The organism is Limnohabitans sp. INBF003, assembly GCF_055396645.1.
This window is the reverse complement of sequence record NZ_AP029222.1, coordinates 1459061-1471080: the sequence shown is the minus strand read 5'-3', so window position 1 is coordinate 1471080 and position 12020 is coordinate 1459061. Positions and strand designations below refer to the sequence as shown.

The following is a 12020-nucleotide window of genomic DNA, read 5'->3' as shown; positions in this document are numbered from 1 at the left end:
GGCCATTTCGGCCCCACAACTCAGAGCAGCGCCTCTAATGTTGGACTGAATATGCCCAGCCAGCCCAGATCACCCCATGAAACTACAACCTGACAAATCGAACAGCCTCACCATCAATGCCTACGGCGAAGGATGGATTGAGGTCAATGGCCAAAAATTCGACCACTCGCTTATCGTCAGCAGCCTGCCAGGCTCTGTGCCCACCTCATGGGAAGTACCCCGCTTTGAAGAATTGACGCCTGAAAATTTCGAAACATTGGCTTTGAGCGGCGCGGAGCTGGTGGTGTTTGGCAGTGGGCCCCGTTTGCGATTTCCTCAAGCAGCCTGGCTCAGGCCGCTGATTGAGCGCGGCATTGGCCTTGAAACCATGGACACCACTGCCGCTTGTCGCACCTACAACATTCTGGCCAGCGAAGGACGCAAAGTGGTGGTCGCTTTGTTGCAAGAAGCTTAAAGCATGCATTTCACAATCGACCTGGTTTCCAAAGGTTGGGGTGATTGAGGGCTTTCATTCAGAGTAAAATCGAAGGTTGCCAAGGCCCATGGCCTTTAGCGAATTTGACGCCATTGGATGGCGGCATGCGCTCAACCTGTCAAGCGAGATCAAAGTTTTATGGCGATCGTTCTTAACAAACCCCTCCCCGAATTTGAAGCGAACGCTACCAGCGGTCTGAAAGTTTCGAACATCTCCCACCTCGGTCAACCCGTGGTTTTGTTTTTCTACCCCAAAGACAACACCCCAGGCTGCACGACCGAAGCCATGCAGTTCCGTGACAAATACAAAGATTTCGTCAAAGCTGGCGCGCTCGTGCTGGGTGTTTCCCGCGACAACATGAAATCACACGATGATTTCAAAGCCAAGCTGGAATTGCCATTTGAGCTGATTGCCGACACGGAAGAGAAAATGTGTCACATGTTTGGCGTGGTCAAAAACAAAATCATGTACGGCAAAAAAGTCAAAGGCATTGAGCGCAGCACCTTCTTGGTGGGCTCGGACGGCACCCTCAAACAAGAGTGGCGCGGCCTCAAGGTGCCAGGCCACGTGGAAGAAGTCCTGAAGGCCGTCAAAGACCTGAAAAAAGCGGCCGCAGTGGCTTGATTCAAACTTGCGGGTTTTGTCATTTGGCTCGTGCATAATGATTTCATGCCGCTGAAACTCAGCCCCCCTCTCTCCTCCATCAAAAGCCGCCTTGGCCTCCAGGCGGCTTTTTATTTTTCAGCGTCAGATTTTTTCACTTCTCAAGAGGCCTACGTTCATGCCACTGCCACCTGCACCCACACAACGCGCAAGCCGCTTGACCCACACCGCTTTCGAGGCACAAACCGCTGAAGAAGAAACAGCACCTGTCATGGTGCAAGTCGAAACCAAGACGCCTGCAGCGCCTGTTCACTCAGCTGTAGCCATGGAACCCAAGCGGGTCGCCCGTGGCCGCAAAGCCCCCACTACAGCCGCGACGCCACCCGCAGAACCCGCGCCCACCACTGCCGCGAAGCCCAGCTTCGCCCCCACAAGCCGCCCCAAACGCAGAACCGGACCGAGCAAACTCTTTGTGCTCGACACCAATGTGCTCATGCATGACCCCATGAGCCTGTTCCGCTTTGAAGAACACGACGTTTTCTTGCCGATGATCGTGCTCGAAGAGCTCGATGGCCATAAAAAAGGCATGACCGAAGTCGCGCGCAATGCACGCCAAGCCAGCCGCTCGCTGGACACCTTGGCTTCTGCGCAAGGCGCTGACCTGAGCAAAGGCTCGCCTTTGAGTGCAACGGGCCACACCGATGCGATGGGCCAATTGTTTTTCCAGACACAAGCGCTCGACCTGAGCTTGCCGCTGGCTTTGCCTCAGGGCAAGGCGGACAACCAGATCCTCGGCGTCGTCAAGGCGCTGGGCCAGTTGCAGGCCCCACGCGAAGTGGTTTTGGTGTCCAAAGACATCAACATGCGGGTTAAGGCACGGGCTTTGGGCCTGCAAGCCGAGGACTACCAAAACGACAAGACCCTCGAAGACGGCGACCTGTTGTACCCCGGCTCTATGGCCTTGCCACCGGATTTTTGGCTCAAGAATGGCAAAACCGTGGAAAGCTGGCAACAAGGCACGCACACGTTTTATCGGATCTCGGGTCCGATCGTGCCCAGTCTGTTTATGAACCAGTTTGTGTACTTCGAGGCCCCCGGCGAACCCAGTCTGTACGCACGGGTCACCGAGATTCGCGGCAAAACAGCCGTGCTGCGGACCTTGAAAGACTTCAACCACCAGAAGAACGCTGTCTGGGGCGTCACCACACGCAACCGCGAACAAAACTTCGCGATGAATCTGTTGACCGATCCGGACGTCGACTTTGTGACCTTGGCAGGCACGGCGGGCACAGGCAAAACACTGATGGCCCTGGCTGCGGGTTTGACGCAAGTGCTGGATGACCGTCGTTACACCGAAATCATCATGACGCGGGCCACCGTGAGCGTGGGCGAGGACATCGGTTTCTTGCCAGGCACCGAAGAAGAAAAAATGGGCCCCTGGATGGGCGCACTCGACGACAACCTGGAGTTTCTGGCCAAAGGCGAAGGTGGCAATGCCGGCGAATGGGGGCGTGCTGCGACCAATGAACTGATCAAGAGCCGCATCAAGATCAAGAGCATGAACTTCATGCGGGGTCGCACCTTCATGAACAAGTACGTGATCATCGACGAAGCCCAGAACTTGACGCCCAAGCAGATGAAAACATTGATCACGCGTGCAGGCCCAGGCACCAAGATCATTTGCATGGGCAACCTGGCCCAGATCGACACGCCCTACCTGACGGAAGGCTCGTCGGGTTTGACCTACGCGGTTGACCGCTTCAAGGGCTGGGCACATGGCGGCCACATCACACTGGCGCGTGGCGAGCGTTCGCGTCTGGCCGACTTTGCCAGCGAGGCGCTTTAAGCGTTCGCAGACGAAAGCCGTCGGGTCTCAGTAATCGTCGCTCAGACCCGACGCCAGGCTTTCAAAACGGGTCAGGTTCTTCAGGAAGGTCAGACGGACCGTGCCTGTGGGGCCATTACGCTGTTTGCCGATGATGATTTCGGCCACACCAGGATCTTTGGAATCCTTGTTGTAGTAGTCGTCGCGGTAAATGAACATGATGATGTCGGCATCCTGCTCGATGGCGCCGGACTCTCGCAAGTCACTCATCATGGGGCGTTTGTCTGTGCGCTGCTCGACGCTTCGGTTCAGCTGCGACAGCGCAATCACCGGACACTGCAGTTCTTTGGCCAGCATTTTCAGGCCTCGAGAAATCTCACCCAATTCTGTGGCGCGGTTGTCGCCGCCAGACCCGCCCGAGCCGCTCATGAGCTGCAAATAGTCCACCACAATCAAGCCCAATTTGCCACATTGCCGCGCCAGGCGACGGGCGTTGGCACGCAGCTCTGAAGGCGTCAAACCAGGCGTTTCGTCGATGTGCAAGGACACTGTGCGCAGTTTTTCGATGGCCTCAGTCAGGCGCGGCCACTCGTCATCGCTGAGCTTGCCTGTGCGCAAATGGCCCTGATCGATGCGGCCGATCGAGCCGACCACACGCACTGCCAACTGAGATGCCCCCATTTCCATGGAGAACACCGCGACAGGAAGGCCTTCGTTCAAGGCCACATGCTCGGCGATGTTGATCGCAAAAGCCGTTTTACCCATGGAAGGACGTGCAGCCAAAACGACCATGTCACCCGGTTGCAGGCCTGAAGTCATGCGGTCCAGGTCGTAAAAGCCGGTGGGCACCCCGGTGATGTCATTGGGGTTGTCGGCCATCTCCTGCACACGGTCGAGCAACTCCACCACCAGCGTGTCCATGGATTGGAAGCCCTGCTTCATGCGCGAGCCTTCTTCACCGATGTTGAAGATCTTTTGCTCGGCTTCGTCCAGGATGCGGTCAATCGCCTTGCCCTGCGGATTGAAGGCGTTGGTGGCGATCTCGTCGCTCGCCGACACCAGCTTGCGCAGAATCGACCGTTCCCGAACGATCTCGGCATAGCGGCGAATATTGCTCGCGCTGGGCACGTACTGCGCCAAAGAGTTCAGATAACCCAAACCGCCCATTTCTGCGGTTTTGCCTTGGTTTTGCAGCTGCTCGCTCACGGTAATCACATCAGCAGGCTTGGAGGCATTGATCAATGCCCCAATCGCCGCATAAATCAACTTGTGCTCATGCCGGTAAAAATCCGAATCCACGAGCAAATCACCGACGCGGTCCCAAGCGGCGTTGTCGAGCAGCAAACCGCCCAGCACGCTCGACTCTGCCTCGATGGAGTGAGGCGGAACGCGCAACTTGGCAACTTGGTTGTCAGAAGACAGGTCTGACGGGAATTCGTTCAAATGGGGGGAGAAAACAGCAGACATTGAGAACCGGCAAATCAAAAGGCCATGTTAGCCCCCACCGCGCAGCGCGTCACGGGATAAGCCTGTGGATAAACAGGGGGTATCACGTGATCAACAGGGGACAAGTCAGCACCACAAACAAAGTGATGCACAAATGAAAAGGCCCTTCCGATATCGGAAGGGCCTTTTGCTTTTTTTGGGGTGGCTGATGGGGCTCGAACCCACGACAACAGGAATCACAATCCTGGACTCTACCAACTGAGCTACAGCCACCGTAGATCGATATTATAGCCTCAAGCTCAGGGCTTTTTTGCCTCAGACGCGGCCTTCTTTTGAGGTTTTTCAGCCAACATTTCAACTTTGAACTGCGCCTTCAAACTGGCCAAATAAGCTTGTGATTCGGCCTGACCCCACAAGCGGGCGAATTGCTGACGACTTTGCTCTGCTTGTTGAGAGGTCATCTCTGGGCGGGGCACAATTTTGTTCACCCGAACAAGGGCGTAACCCTGGCTGCCCAAGTCAACCCCCGTCAAAGCAGGCATTTGTGCAGGGTCGGCACGCAAAGCCGCCTCCACCAAAGCTTGAGGCTGCCCTTGAGCTTGCTCCCGTGACACGGTCAATGCCTGCCCCAAATTGGCTTGAGCCGGTTCGTTCTTCCAAGCGGCCAATCGGGCTTGGCCCTCGGCTTTGGCCAATTCCGCAGATTTGGCTTTAATCAAAAGCTGTCGCACGTCGGCCTTGACGTCTTCAAACGGACGCACAGCTGCTGGGCGGTGATTGACCACCCGGGCAGACACCAGGGTATTGGGCGCCACCTCAACAGCCGCTGTGTTGCGACGCTTGACCACCGAATCTTCAGAAAAAACAGCCTGAAGCAATTTGGGGTTGTTCACCACTCCCTGGGCACCCGCAGCGGGTGTGCGCGTGAGGCCTTGCGCTTTTTGAACCGTCAATTTCAAGCGCTCGGCCACAGGTGCCAGACTGTCGGACTGCTCATACACGCTGTTACTGAAGGTCTCGGCCAACTCTGCGAACTGCCGTTGGGCTTGTTGCTTGCGCAGATCGGCCTCCAATTGGGGGCGCATCGACTCGAACGAAGGCGCTTGGGGCAGTTTGACATCGGTCAGCTGAATGATGTGAAACCCGAAATCGGATTCGACGATGTCGCTGATGTCGCCTTTTTGGAGCGCAAAAGCAGCGTCTTCAAAAGGCTTGACCATCGCACCACGGGCAAAAAAGTCGAGGTCACCGCCACGGCTGGCAGACCCTGTGTCATCCGAGTTCTTGCGAGCAACTTCAGCAAAAGTTTTGGGCGCCTTGCGCACGGCAGCCAACAGGCTTTCGGCCTTGGCGCGGGCTTTTTGTTTGTCAGCTGCAGGCAGGTCCTTGGCCGCATTGACCAGAATATGGCTTGCACGGCGCTGCTCTTGACCACCCAGGCGCTGCAAATTTTGCTCGTAATAGGTCTTCAGGTCTTGCTCAGGCAAGACGATCTTGTCTTGCAAGGCCGCAACGCCAAGCACCAGGAATTCAACATCCGCATTTTCGACCGAACGGAAACGTTCGGATTGCTCTTGGTAATACCGCTCCAAGTCTGCGTCGGTCACCTGAACCTTGCTCGCAAAGTCGGAAGGCATCCATCGCTGAACCTGAATTTCGCGGCGTTGCAAATAAGCGTCCAGCGCCATGTCGGTTTGACGCTGCGTGGCAAACACCGAGCCCTGCAAACCGGCAAGCACCTGTTGATTGGACAAGTCACGACGCACTCGGGCTTCCAGCATCTCGGGCGTCATGCCTTGGCTGGCGGCCAATTGGCGGTAGCGCTCCATGTCCAGTTTGCCGTCAGCACCGCGCAGCCCAGCAATCGACGGATCTTGTTGCAGGTAACGCGCCAAACGCTGGTCGCTGGTCACCAGAAGTTGTTTTTCTGAAGCACGCGCAATCAATCGCTCATTGACCAAGCGGTCCAACGTGGCATAACGGGCTTCGGCCGAATCGAGTAATTTAGGGTCGAGGTTCGGCATGGACACGCGAATGCGATCGACTTCTGCCTGGTGGGCTGAATCCCACTCTGTTTGGGTGATTTTCTGACCATCCACACGGGCGACGACGGCGCCCTTGTCCTCAAACCGGCTGTAGCTGTCGAGACCAAACAGCACAAAAGACGGAATCACCAACAAGAACAACAACCCCATCCAGATTTTTGAGTGGTTGCGAATGGAATCAAACATGATCGAAGTCTCGGGTTATCAAGAAAAAAGGCGAACACAGGGTTCGCCTTTACTTTTGTGGTGGTGGGCGCTGACGGTCTCGAACCGCCGACCTACTCCGTGTAAAGGAGCCGCTCTACCAACTGAGCTAAGCGCCCCACCTGAAAAAGTGTTGTCAGTTCAAAGCGTCCTTCAGGGCCTTGCCCGGACGGAACTTTGGAACTTTGGCTGACTTGATTTTAATCGCTGCGCCAGTGCGTGGATTGCGACCGGTTCGGGCTGCACGTTTGCCCACGGCAAAAGTACCGAAACCGACCAAAGAAACCGTGCCGCCTTTTTTCAAAGTAGCCCGAACAGCGCCCATCGTGGCTTCCAAAGCACGGCCTGCCGCCGCTTTGGACAAGTCAGCCTGTTTTGCAATGTGTTCGATCAGTTCTGTTTTGTTCACAAGAAACCTCTTGAAGTTACAAACCGGTCTACCCGGCTGTGGACTGGATATGAAATCCACAGTCACGACTGTGAGCTGTGAATTCTAGCGTTGAAAATGCGCATTGAAGGGCGTTGACATCAGTTTTTTCGCCCTCCAAAACCGCTCTGCCTTGCCCATGCAAACGCCCCGTCACAGCGCATCGGCAATGGCACGGCCCACGTCGGATGTTGTGGCCTTGCCGCCCAGATCGGGGGTTCTCGGCGCATCGGCGCCTGCGGCCAACACCTTTTCGATGGCTCCCAAAACGGCATCGTGTGCGTCTTTGTGCCCCAAAAATTCCAGCATCATTGCGCCGCACCAGATCTGACCAATCGGGTTGGCAATGCCTTGGCCCGCGATATCCGGTGCAGAACCATGCACCGGCTCGAACAAGGAAGGAAACTTGCGGTCCGGGTTCAAGTTGGCGCTGGGCGCAATGCCGATGGTGCCCGTGCATGCGGGCCCCAGGTCGCTCAGGATGTCGCCAAACAAATTGCTGGCCACCACCACGTCAAAAAAGTCGGGGCGCTGCACAAAGTGCGCGGTCAAGATGTCGATGTGGAACTTGTCCACGTTGATCCCGGGATAGGCCTTGGCCATCTCGGCAACACGCTCGTCCCAATAGGGCATGGTGATGGCAATGCCATTGGATTTGGTGGCGCTGGTCAGGTGCTTTTTAGGGCGGGTCTGGGCCAATTCAAAGGCAAACTTCAGGACGCGGTCCACGCCGATGCGGGTCATGATGGATTCCTGCATCACGATCTCGCGTTCGGTGCCAGGGAACATGCGGCCGCCCACGCTGGAATATTCGCCTTCGGTGTTTTCACGCACGATGTACATGTCGATCTCACCGGGCTGGCGGGCGCTGCCATCACGGCGCACCACGGGCGCGATGATGCCGGGCATCAGGCGTGCGGGGCGCAGGTTGATGTACTGGTCAAACTCGCGGCGAAACAACAACAATGAGCCCCAGAGCGACACATGGTCGGCAATTTTTTCGGGCCAGCCAACCGCACCAAAGTACAGCGCATCGTGGCCGCCGATCTGGTCTTTCCAGTTGTCGGGCAGCATCTGGCCATGCTTTTCGCAATAGTCCCAGCTTGAAAAATCAAAGTGGTCAAACTTCAAGTCGATGCCGAATTTGCGGGCCGCAGCGTCCATGACGCGCAGGCCTTCGGGCATGACTTCCTTGCCAATGCCATCTCCGGGAATCACGGCAATGCGGTGTTGGGTCATGGGAAAAACTTTCAGAATCAAAAAACAAAAAGGGCCCTGCCCTGCTCAAACTGTCAGCTTAGCAAGAAAGGCCCCTTGGGCCTTTCACGTGCGTGACGGCCGAACCACCAGGCTGACGCCCAACGCGGTCAAGGCCGTGCCGGCCAGCGTGGCGGCGGTGATGGTCTCGCCAAACAGCAGCCAAGCGATGATGGCCGTGGTGGGGGGCACCATGTACATCAGGCTGGTGACTGACGCCGCAGCGCCGCGCTGGATCAGAATGTAAAGCAGCGAGCTGCCGCCCAAGGTCAGCCCCAGCACCGACCAAGCCATGGCGCCCGCCAGCTCGGCGTTCCAGCGCATGGCTTCGGGCTCCATCCAGGCTAAGGGCAAAGTGACAGCAAAAGCGGCCATCAGTTGCACCGTGTTGGCCGAGCGCACGTCGCAAGGCTGCACAAAACGCTTTTGGTACAGCGTGCCGATGGTGATGCTCAGCAAAGCGCCGATGGCAAACGCCATATTGATAGGGGTCACGTGGTCCATGGGCGAACCCAAGGTCAGCTTGCGCCAGACCACCATCAACAAGCCAGCGAAGCCCAGCAACAAACCCAACCACTGGCGGCGCGACACGCCCGGCTGGTCCGAGCCGCGCAAGCTGTAAGACAACCAAATGGCGGTGAGCACTGGCTGGAAGCCCACGATCAGCGAGGACAAACCCGAGCCCATGCCCGCCTTCACGGCCGCCCAGACGCCGCCCAGATAACCCGCATGCATCAGGATGCCCGTGACCGCCAGGTGCAACCACTGCATTCGGCTTTGCGGCCACTTGACACGGGCCAGCACAATCCAGGGCAAAAAACACAGAATGGACAAGAGGTAACGCACCAGCAAAAAGCTGAACGGCGGTGCATGCGGCATGCCGTAGCGGGCGACGATGAAGCCGGTGCTCCAGATCAACACAAACACCACCGGCATGGCCTTGATCCAGGCCGTCGTCTCTTGGGAATCGCTCATTTCACCCGGGCCCGGATTTCAGGCAGGGCCTTTTGCATGTAATACACCATCGACCAAATGGTCAGCACGGCAGCAATCAAAATCAACACCGCGCCCCAAATGCGGGTGTCGATCACGCCAAACAACATGCCGTCGTAAAGCAGAAACGGAATCGCCACCATTTGCACGGTGGTCTTGAGCTTGCCCACCATGTGCACCGCCACGCTCTTACCCGCGCCGATCTGGGCCATCCACTCGCGCAGGGACGAAATGGCAATTTCGCGGCCAATGATGACCAAGGCAATCAGCACATGCACCCGGTTCATGTGCACCAGAATCAGCAAGGCCGCACACACCAAAAACTTGTCGGCCACCGGGTCCAGAAAGGCGCCAAAAGCCGAGGTTTGGTTGAGCTTGCGGGCCAGATAGCCGTCCAGCCAATCGGTGATGGCAAACAGCACAAACATGACCGTGGCGATCAGGTTTTGTGTCTCCACCGTCAGGTTTTGCAAGTAATACACGCCAATGATCAAAGGGATCGCGACAATGCGCGTCCAGGTCATGATGGTGGGAATCGTGAAAAACATGGGCTTCATTGTGGCACGCCAAACGGGGTTTTCATGGGCTCAAGGGCCAAGAACTCAGTGCAGGGCGTTGTAAATGCTCTCGGCCAACTCGCGTGAAATGCCTTCCACGCCCAGCAAGTCTTCCACGCTGGCGCTCTCCACGCCGCGCACACCGCCAAAGCGCTGCAGCAATTTGGCCCGTTTGCGCGGGCCGATACCGGGAATCTCTTCGATCTTGCTGCCCCCCATGCGGATTTTGGCGCGCTGGGCCCGCATGCCGGTGATGGCAAAGCGGTGCGCCTCGTCGCGGATCTGGGCCACCAGCATGAGCGCCGCCGAGTCCTTGCCCAGATAGACCTTCTCGCGGCCATCGGCAAACACCAGCTCTTCCAGGCCCACCTTGCGGCCCTCGCCTTTTTCGACGCCCACGATGCGTGACAAATCCAGCCCCAGCAGGGTGAACACCTCGCGGGCCATCGACACCTGGCCTTTGCCACCGTCGATCAGCACGATGTCGGGCAAGCGGGCTGTGCCTTCGGCACTGCGCAAAGCCTCGGCCAGTTTGCTGTAACGGCGCATCAGCACCTGGCGCATGGCGGCGTAATCGTCGCCAGGCGTGATGCCCTCGATGTTGTAGCGGCGGTACTCGCTGCTTTGCATCTTGTGCTGGCGAAACACCACACACGAAGCCTGCGTGGCCTCGCCCGCCGTATGCGAGATGTCAAAACACTCCACATGCAAGGCATCCAGATCGTCCGGGGCCAGATCGAGCGCATCGGCCAGCGCCCGGGTGCGGGCCTGCTGCGAGCCCTCTTCGGCCAACAGCCGGGCCAGCTGGATGTCAGCATTTTTTTCGCTCATTTCCAACCACACCCTGCGCTGCTCACGCGGGTTGTGCACGGCGGCGATCTTGTACCCGGCCTGCTGCGACAGCGCGGCCACCAGCGCCTTGTCCACCGCCACGCTGGTGATCAAGGCGGTGGGCACCGGGATGCCGATGTAGTGCTGCGCCATGAAAGCTTCGAGCACCTGAACATCCACCGGTACCTGCGGCTGGCCATCGTCCTCAACCGACTGCAAGGCATGGGCGTCTTCCACATGCGCCGGGAAGTAAGCCCTGTCCCCCAAATGCCGCCCACCACGCACCATGGCCAGGTTCACGCAGGCACGCCCGCCCTGCACCCGCACGGCCAGAATGTCCACATCGGTGTCGGTGCCTGTGTCCACCGACTGCTGGTGCAGCACGCGCGACAGCGCCGTCATCTGGTTGCGCACCTCGGCGGCCTGCTCGAACGCCAGCCGCTCGGCGTGCGCCATCATGCGCGCCTCCATCTCTTGCAAGAGCGCCTGGGTCTCGCCCTTCAAAAAGCGTTCGGCGTGCTGCACATCGTCGGCATAGGCCTGCGGACTGATCAAATTGACGCACGGCCCCGAGCAACGCTTGATCTGGTACAGCAGGCACGGCCGGGTGCGGTTGGCAAACACCGTGTCTTCGCAGGTGCGCAGGCGAAACACCTTTTGCAGCAGCTGAATCGACTCTTTGACCGCCCAGGCGCTCGGAAACGGGCCAAAGTAGCGGTGTTTTTTCTCGACCGAGCCCCGGTAATAAGCCACGCGGGGGAAGGTCTGCGGCTCGGGCGCACCGTCCACCGCCTTCAAAAACAGCGTGCCGTTGCCCGTGAGCTTGAGGTAGGGATAGGTCTTGTCGTCTCGAAACAGGATGTTGAAACGCGGGCTCAGCGTCTTGATCAGGTTGTTTTCGAGCAGCAGCGCCTCGGCCTCGGAGCGCACCACCGTGGTCTCTATGCGAGCGATCTTGCTGACCATGTGGCCGATGCGCGTGCCGCCATGGTCTTTCTGGAAATAGCTAGACACCCGCTTTTTGAGCTGTTTGGCCTTGCCGACATACAGCACATTGCCTTGCGCATCAAAGTAGCGGTAGACCCCCGGCAATGCCGGGAGCGCAGCCACCTGGGCCAGCAAGGATTCGTCATGTGCTGCTGTCATGGCGCGTATTGTCAGGGTAAACAGATGCCCTCATTTGAATCCGCATCTTGCGAGGAAGGCCATCTAACGAATCCCGGCAACTTTGTGGGAGCGAGCCCCTGCTCGCGAATGCCTGATGTGCCACCCCATGCATTCGGCCGCAGGGGCGGCCTCCCACTTTGACCCAACGTTGTGCATCTTGTGGAACGTCGCCCCTGCTCGCGAATGTCCA

The 12020-nt window shown here is 57.9% G+C and carries 10 protein-coding genes and 2 tRNA genes; 3 read left to right on the top strand and 9 right to left on the bottom strand.

Features of this window, described 5'->3' with window-relative positions; translation table 11 throughout:
• The first annotated feature begins 76 nt into the window (after positions 1-76).
• From ACZ5VE_RS06705 to ACZ5VE_RS06695, 3 genes are all read left to right on the top strand, one after another.
• The gene (locus ACZ5VE_RS06705; RefSeq protein WP_464457229.1) at positions 77-454 is read left to right on the top strand and encodes an Mth938-like domain-containing protein; all 378 of its coding nucleotides are present in this window, start codon (positions 77-79) and stop codon (positions 452-454) included.
• Between the two features lie 159 nt (positions 455-613).
• Positions 614-1099, top strand: coding sequence for a peroxiredoxin (locus ACZ5VE_RS06700; RefSeq protein ID WP_464457228.1), 486 nt, complete (start codon positions 614-616; stop codon positions 1097-1099).
• A gap of 157 nt (positions 1100-1256) precedes the next feature.
• A complete protein-coding gene (locus ACZ5VE_RS06695) occupies positions 1257-2924 on the top strand; it encodes a PhoH family protein (RefSeq protein WP_464457227.1) in 1668 nt (555 codons plus the stop codon).
• 27 nt (positions 2925-2951) lie between these two features.
• Here the strand turns inward: ACZ5VE_RS06695 and dnaB are convergent, their stop codons facing one another.
• The 9 genes from dnaB to uvrC form a co-directional block, all read right to left on the bottom strand.
• The gene (gene dnaB, locus ACZ5VE_RS06690; protein ID WP_464457226.1) at positions 2952-4370 is read right to left on the bottom strand and encodes a replicative DNA helicase; all 1419 of its coding nucleotides are present in this window, start codon (positions 4368-4370) and stop codon (positions 2952-2954) included.
• Positions 4371-4546: 176 nt separating this feature from the next.
• Positions 4547-4622: transfer RNA gene (locus ACZ5VE_RS06685), tRNA-His, on the bottom strand.
• 26 nt (positions 4623-4648) lie between these two features.
• Positions 4649-6580 (bottom strand): SurA N-terminal domain-containing protein, encoded by a 1932-nt coding sequence (locus tag ACZ5VE_RS06680; RefSeq protein ID WP_464457225.1) that lies wholly within the window; start codon positions 6578-6580, stop codon positions 4649-4651.
• 61 nt (positions 6581-6641) lie between these two features.
• Positions 6642-6717, bottom strand: a tRNA-Val gene (locus ACZ5VE_RS06675).
• A gap of 17 nt (positions 6718-6734) precedes the next feature.
• Entirely contained in the window at positions 6735-7007 is a 273-nt protein-coding gene (locus ACZ5VE_RS06670; protein ID WP_108286799.1) for an HU family DNA-binding protein, read from the bottom strand.
• Between the two features lie 171 nt (positions 7008-7178).
• Positions 7179-8264 (bottom strand): tartrate dehydrogenase, encoded by a 1086-nt coding sequence (locus ACZ5VE_RS06665; protein ID WP_464457224.1) that lies wholly within the window; start codon positions 8262-8264, stop codon positions 7179-7181.
• A gap of 84 nt (positions 8265-8348) precedes the next feature.
• Positions 8349-9257: a DMT family transporter gene (locus ACZ5VE_RS06660; RefSeq protein ID WP_464457223.1), complete on the bottom strand. Its 909-nt coding sequence runs from the start codon at positions 9255-9257 to the stop codon at positions 8349-8351.
• Positions 9254-9823, bottom strand: a complete 570-nt coding sequence (gene pgsA / locus ACZ5VE_RS06655; RefSeq protein ID WP_464457222.1) for a CDP-diacylglycerol--glycerol-3-phosphate 3-phosphatidyltransferase — start codon at positions 9821-9823, stop codon at positions 9254-9256. The genes ACZ5VE_RS06660 and pgsA overlap by 4 nt, the downstream gene beginning before the upstream one ends.
• A 54-nt stretch (positions 9824-9877) precedes the next feature.
• A complete protein-coding gene (gene uvrC / locus ACZ5VE_RS06650) occupies positions 9878-11809 on the bottom strand; it encodes an excinuclease ABC subunit UvrC (RefSeq protein WP_464457221.1) in 1932 nt (643 codons plus the stop codon).
• Positions 11810-12020 lie beyond the last annotated feature (211 nt).

Coding starts and splice junctions, on each gene's coding strand:
- ACZ5VE_RS06705 (WP_464457229.1), top strand. CDS start 77: ATGAAACTACAACCTGACAAATCGAACAGCCTCACCATCAATGCCTAC.
- ACZ5VE_RS06700 (WP_464457228.1), top strand. CDS start 614: ATGGCGATCGTTCTTAACAAACCCCTCCCCGAATTTGAAGCGAACGCT.
- ACZ5VE_RS06695 (WP_464457227.1), top strand. CDS start 1,257: ATGCCACTGCCACCTGCACCCACACAACGCGCAAGCCGCTTGACCCAC.
- dnaB (WP_464457226.1), bottom strand. CDS start 4,370: ATGTCTGCTGTTTTCTCCCCCCATTTGAACGAATTCCCGTCAGACCTG.
- ACZ5VE_RS06680 (WP_464457225.1), bottom strand. CDS start 6,580: ATGTTTGATTCCATTCGCAACCACTCAAAAATCTGGATGGGGTTGTTG.
- ACZ5VE_RS06665 (WP_464457224.1), bottom strand. CDS start 8,264: ATGACCCAACACCGCATTGCCGTGATTCCCGGAGATGGCATTGGCAAG.
- ACZ5VE_RS06660 (WP_464457223.1), bottom strand. CDS start 9,257: ATGAGCGATTCCCAAGAGACGACGGCCTGGATCAAGGCCATGCCGGTG.
- pgsA (WP_464457222.1), bottom strand. CDS start 9,823: ATGTTTTTCACGATTCCCACCATCATGACCTGGACGCGCATTGTCGCG.
- uvrC (WP_464457221.1), bottom strand. CDS start 11,809: ATGACAGCAGCACATGACGAATCCTTGCTGGCCCAGGTGGCTGCGCTC.